Source organism: Enterococcus sp. DIV0546, from assembly GCF_051712785.1.
In the GTDB taxonomy this organism is placed as follows: Bacteria; Bacillota; Bacilli; order Lactobacillales; family Enterococcaceae; genus Enterococcus; species Enterococcus faecalis.
Map to the genome: position 1 here is coordinate 901,050 of NZ_JBIOPO010000001.1, position 19,768 is coordinate 920,817.

Below are 19,768 nucleotides of genomic sequence, written 5' to 3' on the forward strand. Positions count from 1 at the left end.
CTTACATTTTGTAAGGAATGTGCTATACTCATTGAAGAGGTGAGGAAGATGGAAAAAGTAAAAACAGAATCGTTTGTACTTTGTCCCAAATTTGAAAAATCATTTTCAATACTTGGTAAAAAATGGAATGGTTTAATTATTGATGTTTTATTAGAACGAGGTCCTCAACGTTTTGGCGAATTAAAAGAAAAAATTCCAATGTTAAGTGATCGTGTCTTAGTAGAGCGATTGAAGGAACTAGAAGCTGAAGGAATTATCACCAAAGCTGTTCGTTGCGGTGAAGGAAATCGCTTAGAATATTTCCTAACCGAAAAAGGCGAAGACTTGCAATTAGCAATGGAACAAATTCAACATTGGGCAGAAAAATGGGTAAAAGACGAAGAATGCAGTTGACCGCAAGCAAAACTTCTTGTAAACTAAACGTAATTAAATAACTAAAAAAACAGTGATGGAAACAAGTAGTTTGAATTGACGTGTTTTAGGGAGAGTCAGCCAGAGACTGGAAGCTGATTTACACAGTCACCAAGCGAAATTCACTTCCTGAGTTTGTTTGTTTTCAAGAAGAAAGCAAACCGGTAATTGCCGTTAAATGAAATGAGTGCATGACAACAATTTGTTATGAATTAGGATGGTAACACGATAGCTCGTTCCTTTGAAAGGAATGGGTTATCGTTTTTTTTAGTTTAAATAAAAGATAGAGGGGAACGCATAATGACATTACAAGCGCAATTAGAAGCTCTTAGAGACAATACGCTCAAAGAAATCGCACAAGTTGCTACTTTAAAAGAATTAAACCAAATTCGCGTAGAAACATTAGGGAAAAAAGGGCCAATCACCGAAGTATTAAGAGGCATGAAAAACCTTTCACCAGAAGAACGACCAGTGGTGGGGGGCTTTGCAAATGAAATTCGTGATTTATTAACCGAAGCAATTGAAGCGCGCAAAGTTGTTTTAGAAAACGAAGCGTTAAATGCGGCACTAAAAGAAGAAAGTTTAGATGTAACTTTACCTGGGAAACAAATGCCTCAAGGCACACGTCATATTTTGACACAAGTTATGGAAGAGATTGAAGATATTTTCTTAGGCATGGGTTATCAAGTAGTGGAAGGATACGAAGTAGAATCCGATCATTATAATTTCGAACGCATGAATCTACCAAAAGATCATCCGGCACGCGACATGCAAGATACGTTTTATATTTCAGATGAGATGTTAATTCGTACGCATACTTCACCAGTTCAAGCTCGAACAATGGAAAAACACGATTTTTCAAAAGGTGCATTACGAATGATTTCTCCTGGGAAAGTATTCCGTCGTGATACAGATGATGCGACACATAGTCACCAATTCCATCAGATTGAAGGCCTTGTTGTCGATAAAAATGTCACAATGGGTGATTTAAAAGGGACGTTAGAAGTCATGATGAAAAAAATGTTTGGTGAAGATCGTAAAATTCGTTTACGTCCTAGCTATTTCCCTTTTACAGAACCTTCAGTCGAAGTAGATGTTAGCTGTTTTAAATGTGGCGGCGCAGGTTGTAACGTCTGCAAACATACAGGTTGGATTGAAATTTTAGGTGCGGGGATGGTCCATCCAGATGTGTTACAAATGTCAGGGATTGATCCAACAGAGTACTCAGGCTTTGCCTTTGGCTTAGGACCAGATCGCGTTGCTATGTTACGTTATGGTGTAAATGATATCCGTAATTTTTATCAAAATGATTTACGTTTCTTAAATCAATTCAAGGTAAAGGAGTAGTTGAAAAATGTTAGTTTCTTATAAATGGTTAAATGAATATGTTAATCTTTCAAACGTTACTCCGCAAGAATTAGCGGACAAAATGTCTGTGACAGGTATCGAAGTTGAGGGCGTTGCTGTACCTGAAGAAGGATTAAAGAAAATTGTTGTCGGTGAAGTAAAAGAATGTGTTCCTCACCCAAACTCTGACCACTTATCAATTTGCCAAGTAGACATCGGTGAAGAAGAATTGTCACAAATTGTTTGTGGAGCACCAAATGTAAAAGCCGGAATTAAAGTCATCGTAGCGTTACCTGGTTCAAGAATTGCAGGAAATCAAAAAATTAAAAAAGGTAAAATGCGTGGCGAAGTCTCTAACGGAATGATTTGTTCGTTAGAAGAGCTAGGATATTCAGACAATGTCGTACCAAAAGCCTATGCTGAAGGGATTTATTATTTACCTCAAGAAGCAGTGAATGGGACACCTGTTTTCCCTTATTTAGACATGGATGATGCGATTATTGAATTATCAATTACACCAAACCGTGCAGATGCATTAAGTATGAGAGGGGTAGCCTATGAAGTTGGCGCAATTTATCGTCAAACGCCTCAGTTTAATGATCCTGAACTCAAAGAAGATGCTTCAGATAACGTGGAAAATTACGTAACAGTGACTGTTGAAGATTCACAAGATGCACCAGCGTATCAAATTCGTGTCATTAAAGATGTGACGATTGCAGAAAGTCCTCAGTGGTTGCAAAACCGATTGATGAATGAAGGAATCCGTCCGATTAACAATGTGGTGGACGTGACAAATTATATTTTATTATTATTTGGTCAACCATTGCATGCATTTGATTATCAAAAATTAGATAGCAAAGAAATCTTGGTTCGTCGAGCAACATCAGCAGAAGAACTAATTACATTAGATGGTGAAACACGTCAATTAACAGAAGAAAATATCATCATTACGAATGGAAAAACGCCTGTCGGCTTAGCTGGCGTAATGGGTGGGGCTAATTCTGAAATCAGTCAAGAAACAACAACTGTGGCTTTAGAAGCGGCATTGTTCAATCCATTGTCTATTCGCAAAACGTCTAAACAATTTAATTTACGGAGTGAATCTTCAAGTAGATTTGAAAAAGGCATCAACCAAGCGACAGTTGGGTTAGCTTGTGATGTGGCAGCCGCGATGATTGCAGAGTTAGCCGACGGAACAGTGGTTTCAGGCACTGCAGTTGGTTCTGAAGTGGCCGTTAAAGAAGCGCAGGTAGCTGTGACTTTAGAACGAATCAACCAATATTTAGGCACTGCATTAGATGAAGCAACGGTGAATGAAATTTTTGAAGCACTCGGTTTTGCTTATGAAGTAAATCAAGGCGCATATGAAATTACGATTCCACCAAGACGTTGGGATATTGCGATTGAAGCAGATATTATTGAAGAAGTGGCGCGCATTTATGGATATGATCATTTACCTTCAACATTGCCAAGTGGAGAAACAGTTGCTGGAAGTCTAACCAAAGCACAACATGTTACGCGCCAATTAAAGAGCTTACTGGAAGGTCATGGTACGAGTGAAGCCATCAGCTATGCGTTGACAACAGAAGAAAAATCCCGTCAATTTATGATGAAAGAAAGTCAAACAACACGTTTGCAATGGCCAATGAGTGAAGAGCGTTCTGTGTTACGTATGAACTTAATTTCTGGTTTATTAGATGATGTCGCATACAATGTGGCGCGTAAAAATAATAATATCGCCTTCTACGAAGTAGGACGCGTTTTCTACCAAACAGAAGATCCAACAAAAAATTTACCTACAGAAGAAAATCACTTAGCACTTGCTTTAACTGGTAATACAATGGTTAAAGATTGGCAAACAAAAGCAACAGCCGTTGATTTTTATACAGTAAAAGGCTTAGTGGAAAGTATTGTAGCTGTTTTAGGATTAACAGAAAAAATCAGTTATCAAGCGACAACGGCGATTCCAGAAATGCATCCAGGCCGGACAGCATGGATTTATTTAGAAGATGAAGTGGTTGGTTTTGTCGGACAAGTTCACCCAACGACAGCGAAAGCGTACGATATTCCTGAAACATATGTTGCTGAATTAAACTTGCAACAATTAGTAGCCACAGAAGCAGGTGGGGTTACTTATGAAGCAGTTTCTAAATTCCCAGCAGTTTCTCGAGATATTGCTTTATTAGTCGATGAAACAGTTACCAATCAAGAACTAGTTAAAACTATTTCAGATAACGCAGGTAAATATTTGAAAGAGATTCATTTATTTGATGTATATCAAGGTGAAAAACTAGGCGCTGGCAAAAAATCAATGGCGTATAGTTTAACTTTCGTTAATGCAGAAGCGACATTAGTGGATGAAGAAATTAACCGTTCAATGGAAAAAGTTGAAAAAGTGCTAATTGAAAAACATCAAGTAGAAGTAAGATAAAATAAAAACAGGAAAGTGGGGCATAAGTCGAAATGACTTATGCCCCACTTTCTAAATCTTAAGATAATCAGCTGAACAAAAGCAGCTCCTTCGGAAATAAGCCGAAATTCTCCAAAAATTAAAGAACAATTTTCGGAAATTCCTTCTTATTTCTTGGAGCTAAACACTTTTGTCTCAGCCTCCTGTTTTTAACTACATTAATAACTTTTCGCCCAATTTCGTGAAAGCCAACGTGAAAATTGTGAGATACTAAAGTTAATAATGAAATAAATAAGGGCGACGATTCCGTAAATAGTGAATACTTGTCCTGTTTGTGCGTAGCGCCCCATTAAGATATAAGATTTGCCAAAGAGTTCTTGTAAAGCAATCACGGAATACAAGAAACTTGTATCCTTGATGACAGTAACAAACTGAGAAACGATCGCTGGTAAAACATTGCGAATGGCTTGAGGCAAAACAATATGATAAAGAATTTGCCAATTTGAAAACCCTTGAGAACGCGCCGCTTCAATTTGTCCTTTATCAACACCATTTAAACCACCACGAATAATTTCCGCTAAAGCAGCGGTGGTAAACACAGTAAAACTCACAATTCCAGCAGGAGTGGATTTGATTTTGAAAATCAAAAAAATAACATAAATCCACAATAAGTTTGGAATATTGCGCACCACTTCTACATAAATACTGGCAAGTAACTTCAGTGGTCCATGGGTTTGATTTCGCAAAACGGCTAGAATGGTGCCAAAAATCGTACTCAAAATAATTGAGACGAAGGAAATATAGAGCGTCAATTTTAAGCCGTTAAATAGAAATTGAAAATTATTTGCTGTCAGTAATTGACGCATTTCTTCTGAAAAAGGCATCTGTTTTCCTCCTATCTACTATATGCTTTCTTATTTTTTTCTTCCATTTTTCTAGCCAAATTCGCTAATGGGAAGCAAAGAATGAAATATAAGAAACCAGCAAGCGCAAAGGCGGGAATATAGTTCAAGTTGACAGACGACCAACTATTGGCAGCAAACATTACGTCAGCGCCAGAAATAATGGCAACTGTTGACGTATTTTTAATTAGATTCACGACTTGATTGGTTAAAGGCGGTAACATAATCCGCCATGCTTGTGGTAGAATCACATACCGCATCGTTTGACCATACGTTAATCCTTGGGAGTAAGCCGCTTCAAATTGCCCTCTTGGGACAGCTCCGATTCCTGAGCGAACCACTTCAGAAATGTAGGCGCCATGATAGAGGCCTACACACAGAATGGCAATCGTAGTAATAGAAAATGAAAGCAGCGGGCTTAGCAGAGGAAAGCCATAATAGACTACGATAAATTGAATCAACAAAGGTGTGTTTTGAAAAAATTCTACATAGACACGACTAATTGCGTGTAAAAGTTTACTTTTGGTCGCTGATAAACTGCCAAAGAAAATGCCTAAAGCAAAGGCGACTAAGATTGCTCCTAAAGAAAGCAGAATAGTATAGAGAAAAGCCTGACCAAAAATTCGCCAATCTTGAAATAAAGCTTCCCAACGATATAAGGCAAATGGCCCTTCTTCAAGCCAGGAAATATTGGCTAACAAAAACATAAAAATCCCTCCTAAAATTTTTGATTCTTCAAGTCTTAGGAATGATTAATTTTTTAAGCCCCAGTCTTGATAAATTTTTTCTAGTGTGCCGTCTTTTTCCCATTTTTCAATTAAACCATTTAGATAATCATTTAATTCAGTATTTGCTTTCTTTGTGGTAATTCCATATTCTTGTGGCGAAAAACCATCTTTTAAAATTTCTGTCTTGCCATCCACATAGCCAGATAGGATTGATTTATCCACTGAAAATGCATCAATTCGTTTAGAAGTTAACGCTGTTTTTAATTCAGGATAGGAACCTAATTCTTGATAAGTAAATTTGATTCCTTCCTCTTGCGCTTTTTTCTCTAAGTTTTCTTTTGTCGTAGCAGATTGTGCAACGCCGATTGTTTTTCCGTCTAAATCTTTCATGCTTGAGAAGTTATCCTCTTTGCGCACAAGGAAACCAATCTCATCTGTATAATAAGGAGTTGTAAAATTATAAGTCTTTTTACGTTCATCAGTAATTGTAAATGTAGCAATTACCATATCTAGTTCACCATTGTCTAAAAGGGGACCGCGCGTTTTCGCTGTCACGCCCACAAATTCCACATTCTCTTCGCTGCCGGTAATTTCTTTCGCAATCAAGCGTGCAATATCTGGTTCCATTCCTTCATTTTTGTTTGTATCAGGATTCATATAGCCAAAATTAGGAATGTCTTCTTTGACACCTACTTTAATTTTCCCTGCTTTTTTTAATTGTTCTACTGTGACCGTTTTGTTTGATGAAGCACTTTTGGAAGTTGAGTCATTGTTGCCGCTACCACAGCCCACAATGATGCCTGCTAATACAAGTAGGGAGAGTCCAGCCAGCCATTTATTTTGTTTTTTCATTCCTTCATTCCTCCAATTTTTTGTTTTTTATTCATTACCCGTTATGAATAATTTTACTTAGAAATTCTTTTGCACGAGGGTTTTCAGTGCTTGTAAAGAAATGTTCAGGCGTTCCTTGTTCAATAATCTGTCCTTGGTCCATGAAGATTACACGGTCAGCCACTTGACGAGCAAAGCCCATCTCATGTGTGACACAAACCATGGTAATATTTTGTTTGGAAAGATCGACCATTACATCTAAAACTTCTTGAATCATTTCTGGATCAAGTGCCGAAGTCGGTTCATCAAAAAGGATAATCTCAGGATGCATATTTAAGGCACGAGCAATAGCGACCCGTTGTTGCTGCCCGCCAGAAAGCTGCGAAGGATAAGCAGAAGCTTTATCAGCCAAACCGACTCGTTCTAAATACTCCATGCCAGTACGAACCGCTTCTTCTTTGGAAACGCCCATCACTTTAATCGGTGCTAACGTTAAATTATCAATAATCGTTTTATGAGCATATAAGTTAAAATTTTGAAAGACCATGGCAACTTTCTGGCGAACCTTTTGAATCGGTGCTTTCGGTTTGGTGATGTCAATGTTATCAATTACGACGGAACCATCATTGACTTTTTCCAATTGGTTCATACACCGAATTAATGTACTTTTGCCAGAGCCAGAGGGTCCGATAATGACAATTTTTTCTCCTTGCTCTACATTCAAAGTAATATCTTTTAAAACGTGATGCTCCCCAAAATACTTATTTACATGTTCTAAAGAAATCATAGGCAGTCTCCTTTGCAATCATTTGGTAGAAAAGATAACAGAGGATTCGGTGAGAAACGTGTTATTTAAATTAAATTAACCAAATGTATTTCTAATTGTATTCTTAATGTTAGGAATTATAACATACAAAAAAATGAATTACTAGTTTTTTAATCGAAAAAGATTTCCTTCAAAAAAAGAAATAAATGAGAGCAAAACAGGAAAAATTGACAATAGTCCTTAAAAAGTAGAAAATAAAGGCAGTGAATAAAAGGCAAAGGTAGGATGAGAATGAGCAATCAAGAAGCCATTGGATTAATTGATTCTGGCGTTGGTGGATTAACTGTTTTAAAGGAAGCGCTAAAGCAATTACCAAATGAACGATTAATTTATTTAGGAGATACAGCCCGTTGCCCATATGGTCCACGACCAGCCGAACAAGTCGTTCAGTTTACTTGGGAAATGGCCGATTTTTTATTGAAAAAACGAATAAAAATGCTAGTAATCGCATGTAATACCGCGACGGCTGTCGCATTAGAAGAAATTAAAGCTGCCTTGCCAATTCCAGTTGTTGGTGTTATTTTACCTGGCGCACGAGCAGCCGTTAAAGTCACAAAAAATAACAAAATTGGTGTCATAGGTACCTTAGGGACAATCAAAAGTGCTTCCTATGAAATCGCCATTAAGAGTAAGGCACCAGCAATTGAGGTGACTAGTTTAGCTTGCCCTAAATTTGTCCCCATTGTTGAAAGTAATCAATATCGTTCTTCCGTAGCAAAAAAAATTGTGGCAGAAACACTTCAAGCATTACAATTAAAAGGACTTGATACGTTGATTTTAGGTTGTACCCATTACCCGTTGTTACGTCCGGTGATTCAAAATGTGATGGGAAGTCATGTGACATTAATTGACTCAGGAGCCGAAACAGTTGGCGAAGTCAGCATGCTTCTCGATTATTTTGACATTGCCCACACGCCTGAAGCGCCTACACAGCCCCATGAATTTTATACAACTGGTTCTGCAAAAATGTTTGAAGAGATTGCAAGCAGTTGGCTTGGTATAGAGAACTTAAAAGCACAACAGATTCACTTAGGAGGAAACGAAAATGATTAGACATGATAGTCGTGCACCAAAAGAATTGCGAAAGATCACTATTGAAACCAATGTTTTTAAACATCCAGAAGGTTCGGTGGTTATTTCGTTTGGCGATACAAAAGTAATTTGCTCAGCCACTGTCGAAGAAAAGGTTCCCCCATTTTTACGAGGCGGGGGAACAGGTTGGGTAGCAGCTGAATATAGCATGCTCCCTCGCGCGACGAACACAAGAAATATTCGGGAAAGTGCGAAAGGAAAATTAACAGGGCGAACAATGGAGATTCAACGTTTGATTGGGCGGTCATTGCGAGCTGTTGTTGACTTAGAAAAGTTAGGGGAACGGAGCATTGTTGTCGATTGTGATGTGATTCAAGCAGATGGGGGAACCCGTACAGCTAGTATTACAGGCGCTTTTGTTGCTCTACGCTTAGCAGTCAATCATTTATTGATGACTGGTGCGCTAGCGGAAGACCCAATTAAAGAGCATTTAGCTGCTGTCAGCGTGGGTATTTTACCCGATGGTTATTGTGTGCTGGACTTAGATTACGCAGAGGACTCGAATGCTGCAGTGGATATGAACATCGTGATGACCGAATCTGGTGAATTTGTGGAAATTCAAGGAACGGGTGAAGAAGCTACCTTCTCAGGAGATGAGTTAAATGCCATGCTCTTTTATGGAAAAACAGGGATTGAGGAATTAATTGCGTATCAGAAAGAAGCGCTTTATGCTTTAGCCTCTGAAGAAGTCCCTTCGCAAGATTCAGAAGAGAAAGTGATTGTCATTGCGACTAGAAATCCTGGTAAAGCGAAAGAGTTTAGTTCAATTTTTGGTGAAAAAGGATATACAGTTAAGACGTTATTAGATTATCCGAATTTGCCAGATGTAGAAGAAACTGGTCGAACATTTGAAGAAAATGCTCGTCTAAAAGCTGAAACAATTGCAGAAATTTTACAGAAACCAGTACTAGCAGATGATTCAGGATTAATTGTTGATGCCTTAGGAGGAATGCCAGGGATTTATTCTGCTCGTTTTGCTGGTGAGCCAACTAACGATGCTTCAAATAATGCGAAACTACTACATGAGTTAACGGGCGTGCCAAAAGAAAAAAGACAAGCGCGTTTCCATTGTACATTGGTTTTTGCTGAACCAAAGAAAGAAAGTCTGGTGGTCGAAGCTGAATGGCCAGGAGAAGTCGGTACGATTCCTCGTGGTGAAGGAGGCTTTGGGTACGATTCACTTTTCTATGTTCCAGAGCTTGGTAAGACGGCAGCTGAATTGTCTGGAGAAGAGAAAAATAAAGTCAGTCATCGTGGACAAGCAGTGGCAAAATTAAAAGAACAATGGGAAGAATGGCTAAAAAAATAGGAGTTGAAACGTATGAAAATCTTGGTAGTAAGCGATAATCATGGCGACCGTGACTGTTTAGTTGACTTAGTGAATCATTATGAAGGACAAGTCGATGCACTCTTTCACTGTGGTGATTCTGAATTAGAACCGACAGATGAACTTTGGCAAAAATTCATTGTAGTCCAAGGAAATTGTGATTTTTATGATGAATTTCCCAAAACTGTGACTAAAAAAGTGGGAGATCAAGTTATTTATATGACACATGGTCATTTGGCCAATGTTAGAATGGGGCTCACGACACTTGCTTTACAGGCGGAAGAAGCAGGAGCGACAATTGCCTTATTTGGTCACACTCATGTACTCGGTGCAGAGCGACACAATAACATTCTCTTTGTTAATCCGGGAAGTATTCGTTTACCTCGTGGACCAGTTCAAGAGAAAACATATGCCATAATTGAAAGTACACCTGAACAATATCTCGTTCAGTATTATAACAAAGAGCATCAACCGTTGGAACGATTAAAGGCAACGTTTACGAAGTAAGTGAATGTTAAGAAATAAGTGCTATTTTTTTATTTATCAGATTTTGAGCGTAGGACAAAAATCCAAAAGAGATTTTTGTCCTACGCTCTTTTTTTAGTCGACTTGGATAACCTTTAAGCCGGTCTTACGAAGTTCTGTAATTAAAGTTGATGAGCAATGTTTGTCTGTAATCAAACAATCAAAAGCGGTAATATCAGCAATTTTAAATTTAGACGTCAAGCCGATTTTTCGATGGTCCGCGACCAGAATTTTTACTTTTGTTGTTTGTTTTATCATAAGCTCATTAATTTTTGCTTCATTGAAAATTTTTGTAGTGACGCCATGTTCTAAACTGACCCCGCTACAGCCAATTACGCAAACATCGGCATGCGTTGCGGTGATTGTGTTAATGGCAATATCTCCTACCAGAACTTCTTTGGGAAAACGTAATTCGCCTCCGGTCAAAATATAATTGTATTGAGAAACATGAGGCTTGGTGGCAATTTTTAAATTATTCGTTACGATGGTCAGATGGTCGGCCTTTAAATAATGGAGAATATTCAAAGCAGTGGAACTTGAATTAATGAAAACGGTATCATAATCACTTAGATAGCTACAAGCAACACGAGCAATGGCTTGTTTTAATAACTCCGGTCCTGATTGATCAAAGTCTTTCTGATTTTGGTCGTTGTAAATACAATACCCATATTTTCGAATGATGTCATTCTTAGTTTCTAAGACATTTAAATCACGACGAATTGTGCTTAAGGAAACATTTAAAGCATCTGCTAATTTATAGGTAGTCATTTGTTTGTTTTTTTGCAGCAGCGCGAGAATGTTTTGTTGCCTTTTTTCAATGGTTTCTAATGAACTTTTCAAGTAATACAACCTCCTTTAGTTATTTTTTTGGACACGGTCCCCCATGAAATAGTATAACTCATAGGAAAACAAAACACGTAAAAGAATCATTAAAAGTGCAAACAATCATATAAAAGGGTTTTCATTGTGATTTTTTGCGGCTATGATTTTCTTATAAAGCATAACACAATCATTTGAGAAGAGGAGTGGTAGCATGAGCAAATCGATTCATGAAATTACAAAAGAAAGTTGGTTGAAGGCGACATTTCCAGAATGGGGCACTTATTTAAACGAAGAAATTAATCAGACAAATGTGCTTCAAGGAACGGTTGCACTTTGGTGGCTTGGTTGTACAGGCATTTGGCTGAAAACGCATGAGAACACGAATATTTTATGTGATTTATGGTGTGGAACAGGAAAACAAACGCACGGGAACGGCTTAATGAAAAATGGCCATCAAATGATGCGCATGAGTGGTTGCCAAAAAATGCAACCTAATTTAAGAACACAACCTTTTGTGATTGATCCTTTTGAAATAAAAGAGGTAGATGCTTTAGTTGTCACACATATTCATTCAGACCATTTGGATATTCACACAGCTGCTGCTGTTCATCAAAATTGTCCTAAGGCTCTATTTATTGGTCCAAAAGAAGTAGTGAAAACATGGCAGCGTTGGGGTGTTCCGGCAGAAAAAACACGGGTTATAGAGCCTGGTCAAGAAATAAAAGTGAATGATGTGAATGTAGTGGCCTTGGAAGCTTTTGATCGAACCGCGCTAATTACTTCTGATGATCCTGAAAATACATTTAAAGGTAAAATGCCTCAGGACATGAATGAACTAGCTGTCAATTATCTATTTGAAACCTCAGGTGGTACGGTATATCACGCCGGAGACTCTCATTATTCTAACTTGTTTGCGAAACATGGTAATCAATATGCAATTGATGTTTGCTTAGGAGCATATGGCGAAAATCCTCGCGGTATCACAGATAAAATAACTTCTGTTGATATGTTGAGAATGGCCGAATCTTTAAATGCGAAAGTAGTCATTCCCGTTCATTATGATATTTGGTCTAATTTTATGGCGGATCCAAAAGAAATCATGGAAATTTGGAAATTTAAAAAAGATCGTTTACATTATCAATTTAAACCATATATTTGGCAAGTGGGTGGCAAATTTGTTTATCCAGATGACAAAGACAACTTAGAATTTAACTTTGATCGTGGCTTTGATGATGTTTTTGTTAAAGAAAATGATACACCATTTCCTTCATTCTTGTAAGAAAGGCTGGATGTACAATGTTAACTTATTTTTGGGAGCAAGAGCTTATTCATTACCCTGATAAAGAACCGGTTAGTTGGCAAGAGGCGATTCAGGAAAGTTGTTTGATTTTACTCCAAAAACACATCATCGATCAGAGTTACGTCGATGAGATTATTCAGTGTGTCGAAACGTTTGGACCTTATATCATCATTGCTCCTGAAGTAGCCATGCCACATTCATCAGAGGAAAGCGCAGGTGTTTTTGGAACGGCCATTTCTTTTACAAAATTTAAGCAAGCAGTCACTTTTACTGGCGATCAAGAAGCAAAAACAGCAACCTTATTTTTTACATTGGCAGCCCAAAATCCCGCCGAACATCTTGAAAATATCCAGCAATTGATGGATTTATTGATGACGGATGGCGTGATTGCTGACTTGTTAGAAACAAACACGCCAATGGATTTTAAAGAAGTTATGGAGAAATATCAATTATAGGGGGAAAAATCAATGGGGGAGTTCTTGTTAAATAGTTGGACTTATTTTGCTACGAACGTTTTAACACAGCCAGCATATTTGATTGGTTTCATCGTGTTATTAGGTTATCTCTTGTTACGGAGGCCCTTTTATGAATGTTTAGCAGGTTTTCTGAAAGCGACAGTTGGTTATTTTATTTTGAGTGTTGGTTCTGGTGGTTTGGTTAATAATTTTCGCCCTATTCTAGTAGGCTTGAAAGAGCGATTTAATTTACAGGCAATGGTTACCGATCCATATTTCGGGCAAAATGCAGTCGATGCAGGATTGATGAAAACCTTTGGACGAACCTTTGGTGATGTGATGATTTTGTTATTGATCGCATTTATTATGAATATTTTGTTGGTTCGTTTTCAAAAATATACAAAATTGAGAGCCGTTTTTACAACAGGGAATGTTCAGATTCAACAAGCAGCTACCGCTTTCTGGATTTTACTCTTTTGTTTTCCTAACTTAGGTAGGATCGAAGTACTAATTTTTATGGGCTTAATTCTTGGGTGTTATTGGGCAGTTGCTTCAAATTTAACGGTAGGGATTACGCAGGAATTAACAGAAGGTGCTGGTTTTGCGGTAGCCCATCAACAAATGTTTGGCATATTTATTTTTGCAAAATTAGCAGAATGGTTGAAAAAACGTGATCAAAAGAAACATCGTTCAGAGAAGGTCGATAAAAAATTGGAAGATATCGAATTACCAGGATTTCTATCCATTTTTAATGAAAATATGGTTGCTACGTCCATTTTGATGCTCTTTTTCTTTGGCATTATCTTGCTTGTTTTGGGACAAGATTATTTAATTCAAGCTAAATTTATGCAAGAAGGGCAGAGTTTTTTCTTTTATATCATGACCACTTCATTAAATTTTGCTGTCTACTTAGCTATCTTACAATTAGGCGTTAGAACCTTTGTCGACGAGTTGACGCAGTCATTCCAAGGGATTTCAAATACCATTTTACCAGGCGCTGTTCCTGGGATTGACGTAGCAGCGACTTTCGGATTTGGCTCGCCCAACGCAGTAACAATTGGGTTTCTCTTTGGCGCATTAGGCCAGTTTTTAATGATTGGCTTACTGATTCTATTAAAGTCTCCGACAATCGTTATTGCGGGTTTTATCCCATTGTTTTTTGATAACGCTGTCATAGCTGTTTATGCAAATAATCGTGGCGGAGTAAAAGCTGCTTGTTTATTCCCATTCCTTTCAGGTTTAATCCAAGTAGGTGGCTCAGCTTTATTTGCTACATGGATTGGATTATCTCAATATGGCGGTTATTTGGGCATGTTCGATTGGGCAACAGCTTGGCCGTTATTTACAATCATTATGAAAATTCTAGGCTATGTTGGCGTAGCAGTGGTGGTGATTGGGTTACTAATAATTCCGCAACTTCAGTATCGGAAAAATCCAGAAGGTTACTTTATGATTGTCAATGATTATGAACAATATGCTAAAAAATTTCAAGAGAATTAAAGGAGGAATTTAAAATGAGAATACTTGTTTCCTGTGCCAATGGTTCTGGCACGAGTCTAATGATGATGCGTAGTGTTGAAAAAGCAATGAAAGAACTAGGTGTACCGATTACAAAAATTCATCATTGCGCCATTTCAGAAGGAAAAAGCTCTGCTAGCCAATACGACGTTGTTTTTACTCCAGTCAATTTTTTACAAATGTTTCAGCAAGCAGAAAAACGTGGAGTCACAGTGATTGGCATTAAAAATGTAATGTCTGCAAAAGAAATTCAAGAAAAATATATGGCTTCAGATCGTTATCAAAAATCTGAATAAAAGGATGGGAAAGATGAAAAGACCAAACTTACAAATCGCTTTAGATCATAATAGCTTAGAAGACGCTTTAGCAGATTGTATGAAAGTCGGAGAAATTGTCGATATTATCGAAGTTGGCACTATTTTGTGTTTACAAGAAGGCCAAAAAGCAATTCGTTGTTTAAGACGCATGTTTCCTAATAAAACAATTGTTGCTGATACAAAATGTGCTGATGCGGGCGGTACAGTTGCTCGTAATGTCGCACAAGCAGGCGCTGATTTCATGACGGTCATTTGTTGCGCCACCTTGCCAACGATGGCTGCAGCTCAAAAAGAAGTCCGAGAATTACAAGTAGAACTATATGGAGATTGGACAATGCAACAAGCTCGACAATGGCGAGAATTAGGGATTAATCAGGTAATTTATCATCAAAGTAGAGATGCTCTTTTAGCTGGCGGCAGCTGGGGAGAGAAAGATTTGAATAAAGTTCAAGAACTAATTGACTTAGGCTTTGAAGTGTCCGTCACAGGTGGTTTAACTGTCGAAACGCTTGAATTGTTTCAAGCAATGGCAGTTGCAACATTTATTGCGGGCCGTGGGATTACTGAATCAAAAAATCCTGAACAAGCAGCCAAAGATTTTCAAAAAAAAATCGATCAGATTTGGAAGTGATAAAATGGCACGAATTGGACTATATGAAAAAGCACTCCCGCAAAATTTAACTTGGGCAGAACGATTAACATGGGCCAAAAAGTTAGGGTTTGATTTTTTAGAAATGTCAATTGATGAATCCGATGAACGATTAGCACGATTGGCTTGGACACCAAGCCAGTTACAAGAACTTTCTCAATTAATGGTGAAAGAAGATTTTTTTATCCATTCTTTGTGTTTAAGTGGTCATCGGCGGTTCCCTTTAGGCTCTTTAAATAAAGAAACACGTGAAAAAGGACGGAAAATTTTATCTCAAGCGATTCATTTGGCCCATCAATTAAACATACGGGTAATTCAAATAGCTGGCTATGACGTCTTTTACGAAGAAAAAACTGCCGAAACAAGGGAATTTTTTCTTCAAGGTCTGAAAAAGGGCGTTGAGGAAGCTGCACAATACGGTGTCATTCTGGCTGTTGAGATTATGGATGACCCTTTTATGAATAGCATACAAAAATTTCTAGAAATTAAGGAACAAATTCCGTCTCCTTTTTTGCATGTCTATCCTGATTTAGGTAATTTGTCTGCTTGGCCGGAAAATAATCCGGCGGTTGAGCTTGAAAAGGGAATTGCTGAAATCGCTGCTATTCACTTAAAAGATACCTTCGCTGTAACAGACACATTTGAAGGGAAGTTTCGGGAAGTTACTTTTGGAGAAGGCTGTGTTGATTTTACAGGCTTATTGAAAACACTCAAGCGGTTAAACTATAGTGGTCCTTTTTTAATTGAAATGTGGAATGAAACGGATTTGAATTTTCAAGAAAAAATTCAAGCCGCGCAGCAGTATCTCTATCCCAAATTAGCAGAGGTGGGTTATTATGAACAATAAAGCGATCATCCAAGCAATGAAACAACGTGTTTATGAAGCGAATCTGGCTTTGCCAAAACTGGGCTTAGTCAAATTAACGTGGGGCAATGTTAGTGAAATCAATCGGTCATTAGGGATTATCGTAATTAAACCAAGCGGCGTCAAGTATCAAGAAATGTCCAAGGAACAGATGGTAGTGACTGATTTAAACGGACAACTATTGGAAACCAATGCATTAAAGCCGTCTTCTGATTTACCCACGCATCTTTATCTTTATCAAAAAATGCCAGAAATTGGAGCGATTGCGCACACGCACTCCCTGAATAGTGTTACGTGGGCTCAAGCAGGGCGAGCCTTACCTCCTTACGGTACCACCCATGCGGATGCTTTTTATGGCGCTGTACCTTGCACAAGAGCGCTCTCTGAAAGTGAAATTAAAGAAAACTATGAAGAAGAGACTGGCAAAGTCATTGTTGAAACATTTCATGAACAAGAATTAGATCCTTTAGCAGTTCCAGGAGTGTTAGTTTATGGACATGGCCCATTTACTTGGGGAATGACTCCGGAAAAAGCAGTTGAAAACAGTTTGATTTTAGATGAAATCTGTTCAATGGCACGTTTGACGGAAACAATTAACCCAGATGTTGAACCAATTGATCATTTTTTATTGGATAAACACTATCTTAGAAAACATGGGATTTCCGCTTATTATGGTCAGTGATGGCTGTGATGAAACGTGTGAAAAAGAAGGATAATTGACTGATTAATTGGTCTTTTATAAAAACTTAGTTGTCTGTTATGAGACAACTAAGTTTTTATTTTTTTAAGAAAGCGTTCTCTTTTTTTGGGGAGAATAGAACAAAACGTTAATTTTCGTTTGTTAAGTTATGAAGAATTTGCGAATTCCAAGACTTTTTCCGCAGAATTAGGTACAATAAGTTACGTGTTAAAGAATTAGAAATGGAGGCAACCCAATCATGATAGGGACTGCTGTAAAAGAATTATTATTAGAAAAACAAGAAACATTTTTAGTACCCGCTGAAAATGTCGCCAATGTAATGTGTTTAAATCCGTTAAGTCACGCGGCATTAGTCTTATCGCAAGTTCGCTATTCCAAGATTCCTGTGTTAGATAAGGGAGATCGCTTTGTTGGCTTAATCGGCTTGACAGACGTTGTAGATAAAATGTTTGATTTGACTTCAGTGGATTTTGAAAAATTGAATGAATTTACTGTGGCCGATGTAATGGAAGTCAATGTTCCTGTAATTGGTGAATCGTGGGATTTAGAAGAAGTGTTACATTTATTAGTAGATGCTTCTTTTTTACCAGTGGTTGATGATAATCAACGCTTTAAAGGTATCATTACACGCAAAGAAATTTTAAAAGCGGTCAATCATATGGCGCATGAATTAGAAAAACATCATCTTGTTCTGCCTAAATCAGAAGAAGAAATGAAAGTAATTTAAATAAAACGCAAGAAACTCTTTACTTTTTTCTCATAAATGCGTTATTCTGTATGATAACACGAAGTAAAGGAGTGCTGTGATTGGACGCATATGAGATTATTCAGTATATTGGTGATGCCAAAAAGCAAACGCCTGTTAAAGTAACACTGAAAGGGCAATTAAAAGAAGTCACGTTTCCGGAAACAATTAAGGTCTTTAATAATTGTAAAACTGGGACATTGTTTGGCGATTGGGCTGACGTAAAACCTTTTTTAGAAGCAAACAAAGAAAAAATTGAGGATTATGTTGTAGAAAATGATGCACGTAACTCAGCAATTCCTTTTCTTGATCTGAAAGACATTAATGCTCGGATTGAACCAGGTGCTTTGATTCGCGAAAAAGTTGAACTTGGCGATCAAGCGGTGATTATGATGGGGGCTATTCTAAATATTGGCGCCGTCGTTGGTGCAGGGACTATGATTGATATGGGCGCTGTTTTAGGCGGCCGTGCAACTGTAGGAAAACATTGTCATATTGGCGCGGGAACGGTTTTAGCTGGTGTCATTGAACCCCCAAGTGCCGCACCTGTGGTTATTGAAAACGAGGTTGTCATTGGAGCGAATGCGGTCGTACTAGAAGGGGTTCGTGTTGGTGAAGGTGCCGTTGTGGCTGCTGGGGCAGTAGTTGTGGAAGACGTTCCAGCGCATACCGTTGTCGCAGGCGTGCCAGCAAAAGTAATTAAACAAATTGATGATAAAACCAAGAGTAAAACAGAGATTTTAGAAGAATTACGTAAACTCTAAAAATAAATTAGTCAGTCGCGATGAAGAAACTTCTTCATGGCGGCTTTCGATTACCCCAAAAATGAAGGAGTGGCTTTTGTGGAGCAAGAAGAATTAATTGCGATTAGACGGCAACTACATCAAATACCTGAAATCGGTTTAGAAGAAAAGGAAACACAAGCCTTTTTACTTAATGAAATTGATAAAATGAAGCAACCTTATCTGCAAGTTCGAACATGGCAAACGGGGATTTTAGTCTTCATAGAAGGCAAAAATCCTCAGAAAACCATCGGTTGGCGTGCTGATATTGATGGTTTACCTATTAAAGAGGAAGTGGTTTCTGCTTTTCAATCAAAACGACCAGGGTTTATGCATGCCTGTGGGCACGATTTTCACATGACAATCGGCTTAGGGGTTTTGAAAGAATTAAGTCAACAGCAACCAGACAATAACTTTTTATTTTTGTTTCAACCTGCTGAAGAAAATGAAGCAGGGGGGATGTTGATGTATGAAGATCACGCGTTTGGTGAGTGGTTACCTGATGAATTTTATGCGCTTCATGTTAATCCTGATTTGCCAGTCGGAACTATTAGTACCAGAGTAGGGACATTGTTTGCTGCCACTTGTGAAGTGAACATTACCTTAAAAGGAAAAGGTGGACATGCGGCTTTTCCACATCAAGCAAATGATATGGTCTTGGCGGCCACAAATTTAATTCAGCAAGCGCAAACGATCGTTAGTCGAAATGTTGATCCTGTGGTCGGGGCAGTCGTTACTTTTGGGACTTTTCATGCAGGGACTGCCTGCAATGTGATTGCCGAAGAAGCAACTTTATCTGGTACAATTCGCACATTGACAGCAGAAACTAATGAACAAACGCAGCGAAGAATTCGCGAAATTAGTGAAGGTATTGCGCAATCTTTTCAATGTGAAGTAACTGTTCATCTTGATCAGAAAGGGTATTTACCTGTAGTGAATGAGCCAGCATGTACCACGAATTTTATTGAATACATGAGCAAACAAGCAACAGTTCAATTTCAACAAGCACCGGTTGCAATGACAGGTGAAGATTTTGGCTATCTATTGTCTAAAGTCCCAGGCACGATGTTTTGGTTAGGCGTGGCAAGTCCCTACAGCCTTCATTCTGCTAAGTTTGAACCGAACGAAGAGGCGTTATTGTTTGGAGTGGAGGCAGTTAGTGGGTTTTTAAAATCATTGGACAATTAGAAAAACAGCCACCAGATAACTAATAAAT

The 19,768-nt window shown here is 38.1% G+C and carries 21 protein-coding genes and 1 other annotated feature; of the genes, 16 read left to right on the top strand and 5 right to left on the bottom strand.

The features are described 5' to 3' along the window. Positions 1-48: 48 nt before the first annotated feature. The 3 genes from IGJ24_RS04365 to pheT all read left to right on the top strand — a co-directional run bounded on the left by IGJ24_RS04365 (position 49) and on the right by pheT (position 4,189). Positions 49-393 (top strand): winged helix-turn-helix transcriptional regulator, encoded by a 345-nt coding sequence (locus IGJ24_RS04365; protein WP_002358035.1) that lies wholly within the window; start codon positions 49-51, stop codon positions 391-393. Between the two features lie 43 nt (positions 394-436). Then, positions 437-655 (top strand) — a binding site (T-box leader). Positions 656-711: 56 nt separating this feature from the next. Next, complete coding sequence (gene pheS, locus IGJ24_RS04370) at positions 712-1,758, top strand: phenylalanine--tRNA ligase subunit alpha (protein WP_002358034.1); 1,047 nt, start codon at positions 712-714, stop codon at positions 1,756-1,758. A 7-nt stretch (positions 1,759-1,765) separates the two neighbouring features. Continuing rightward, the gene (gene pheT, locus IGJ24_RS04375) at positions 1,766-4,189 is read left to right on the top strand and encodes a phenylalanine--tRNA ligase subunit beta (RefSeq protein WP_174120955.1); all 2,424 of its coding nucleotides are present in this window, start codon (positions 1,766-1,768) and stop codon (positions 4,187-4,189) included. 197 nt (positions 4,190-4,386) lie between these two features. On the opposite strand, the gene IGJ24_RS04380 is transcribed toward pheT, so the two are convergent. The 4 genes from IGJ24_RS04380 to IGJ24_RS04395 are packed head-to-tail and all read right to left on the bottom strand — an operon-like array spanning position 4,387 to position 7,416. Beyond that, a complete protein-coding gene (locus tag IGJ24_RS04380; RefSeq protein WP_002382114.1) occupies positions 4,387-5,052 on the bottom strand; it encodes an amino acid ABC transporter permease in 666 nt (221 codons plus the stop codon). Between the two features lie 11 nt (positions 5,053-5,063). Beyond that, positions 5,064-5,777: an amino acid ABC transporter permease gene (locus IGJ24_RS04385; protein WP_002363695.1), complete on the bottom strand. Its 714-nt coding sequence runs from the start codon at positions 5,775-5,777 to the stop codon at positions 5,064-5,066. A gap of 45 nt (positions 5,778-5,822) precedes the next feature. Beyond that, positions 5,823-6,650, bottom strand: a complete 828-nt coding sequence (locus IGJ24_RS04390) for a transporter substrate-binding domain-containing protein (protein WP_002360586.1) — start codon at positions 6,648-6,650, stop codon at positions 5,823-5,825. A 34-nt stretch (positions 6,651-6,684) separates the two neighbouring features. Further along, positions 6,685-7,416 (bottom strand): amino acid ABC transporter ATP-binding protein, encoded by a 732-nt coding sequence (locus IGJ24_RS04395; protein WP_002361604.1) that lies wholly within the window; start codon positions 7,414-7,416, stop codon positions 6,685-6,687. Positions 7,417-7,680: 264 nt separating this feature from the next. Between IGJ24_RS04395 and racE the strand changes: the two genes are divergently transcribed. The 3 genes from racE to IGJ24_RS04410 are packed head-to-tail and all read left to right on the top strand — an operon-like array spanning position 7,681 to position 10,381. After that, on the top strand, positions 7,681-8,508 hold the full coding sequence (racE, locus tag IGJ24_RS04400; RefSeq protein WP_002358027.1) for a glutamate racemase: 828 nt from the start codon (positions 7,681-7,683) through the stop codon (positions 8,506-8,508). Then, positions 8,501-9,856 carry a ribonuclease PH gene (gene rph / locus IGJ24_RS04405; protein WP_002369622.1) on the top strand — a complete coding sequence of 452 codons (1,356 nt, stop codon included), beginning with the start codon at positions 8,501-8,503 and terminating at the stop codon, positions 9,854-9,856. Before racE ends, rph begins: the two co-directional genes overlap by 8 nt. A gap of 12 nt (positions 9,857-9,868) precedes the next feature. Continuing rightward, positions 9,869-10,381, top strand: coding sequence for a metallophosphoesterase (locus tag IGJ24_RS04410; protein ID WP_002386618.1), 513 nt, complete (start codon positions 9,869-9,871; stop codon positions 10,379-10,381). A gap of 93 nt (positions 10,382-10,474) precedes the next feature. Here the strand turns inward: IGJ24_RS04410 and IGJ24_RS04415 are convergent, their stop codons facing one another. Continuing rightward, complete coding sequence (locus IGJ24_RS04415; RefSeq protein ID WP_002382117.1) at positions 10,475-11,239, bottom strand: DeoR/GlpR family DNA-binding transcription regulator; 765 nt, start codon at positions 11,237-11,239, stop codon at positions 10,475-10,477. A 193-nt stretch (positions 11,240-11,432) separates the two neighbouring features. On the opposite strand from IGJ24_RS04415, the gene ulaG reads away from it, so the two are divergent. From ulaG to IGJ24_RS04465, 10 genes are all read left to right on the top strand, one after another. Further along, positions 11,433-12,500 (top strand): L-ascorbate 6-phosphate lactonase, encoded by a 1,068-nt coding sequence (ulaG, locus tag IGJ24_RS04420; protein ID WP_002360582.1) that lies wholly within the window; start codon positions 11,433-11,435, stop codon positions 12,498-12,500. A 17-nt stretch (positions 12,501-12,517) separates the two neighbouring features. Beyond that, positions 12,518-12,976 (top strand): PTS sugar transporter subunit IIA, encoded by a 459-nt coding sequence (locus IGJ24_RS04425; protein WP_002360581.1) that lies wholly within the window; start codon positions 12,518-12,520, stop codon positions 12,974-12,976. A 12-nt stretch (positions 12,977-12,988) separates the two neighbouring features. Continuing rightward, positions 12,989-14,476: a PTS ascorbate transporter subunit IIC gene (locus IGJ24_RS04430; RefSeq protein WP_129193547.1), complete on the top strand. Its 1,488-nt coding sequence runs from the start codon at positions 12,989-12,991 to the stop codon at positions 14,474-14,476. Positions 14,477-14,490: 14 nt separating this feature from the next. Further along, positions 14,491-14,790, top strand: coding sequence for a PTS sugar transporter subunit IIB (locus IGJ24_RS04435; protein ID WP_002358018.1), 300 nt, complete (start codon positions 14,491-14,493; stop codon positions 14,788-14,790). Positions 14,791-14,803: 13 nt separating this feature from the next. Further along, on the top strand, positions 14,804-15,442 hold the full coding sequence (locus IGJ24_RS04440; RefSeq protein WP_129193548.1) for a 3-keto-L-gulonate-6-phosphate decarboxylase UlaD: 639 nt from the start codon (positions 14,804-14,806) through the stop codon (positions 15,440-15,442). Positions 15,443-15,446: 4 nt separating this feature from the next. Next, positions 15,447-16,307: an L-ribulose-5-phosphate 3-epimerase gene (locus tag IGJ24_RS04445; RefSeq protein WP_002369617.1), complete on the top strand. Its 861-nt coding sequence runs from the start codon at positions 15,447-15,449 to the stop codon at positions 16,305-16,307. Continuing rightward, the gene (locus IGJ24_RS04450; protein WP_002394986.1) at positions 16,297-17,007 is read left to right on the top strand and encodes an L-ribulose-5-phosphate 4-epimerase; all 711 of its coding nucleotides are present in this window, start codon (positions 16,297-16,299) and stop codon (positions 17,005-17,007) included. The genes IGJ24_RS04445 and IGJ24_RS04450 overlap by 11 nt, the downstream gene beginning before the upstream one ends. 256 nt (positions 17,008-17,263) lie before the next feature. Next, positions 17,264-17,752: a cyclic-di-AMP-binding protein CbpB gene (cbpB, locus tag IGJ24_RS04455; RefSeq protein ID WP_002358013.1), complete on the top strand. Its 489-nt coding sequence runs from the start codon at positions 17,264-17,266 to the stop codon at positions 17,750-17,752. Positions 17,753-17,832: 80 nt separating this feature from the next. Next, positions 17,833-18,534, top strand: a complete 702-nt coding sequence (gene dapD / locus IGJ24_RS04460; RefSeq protein ID WP_289865593.1) for a 2,3,4,5-tetrahydropyridine-2,6-dicarboxylate N-acetyltransferase — start codon at positions 17,833-17,835, stop codon at positions 18,532-18,534. A 36-nt stretch (positions 18,535-18,570) separates the two neighbouring features. Beyond that, the gene (locus IGJ24_RS04465; protein ID WP_025189939.1) at positions 18,571-19,740 is read left to right on the top strand and encodes an N-acetyldiaminopimelate deacetylase; all 1,170 of its coding nucleotides are present in this window, start codon (positions 18,571-18,573) and stop codon (positions 19,738-19,740) included. The last annotated feature ends 28 nt before the right edge of the window (positions 19,741-19,768 follow it).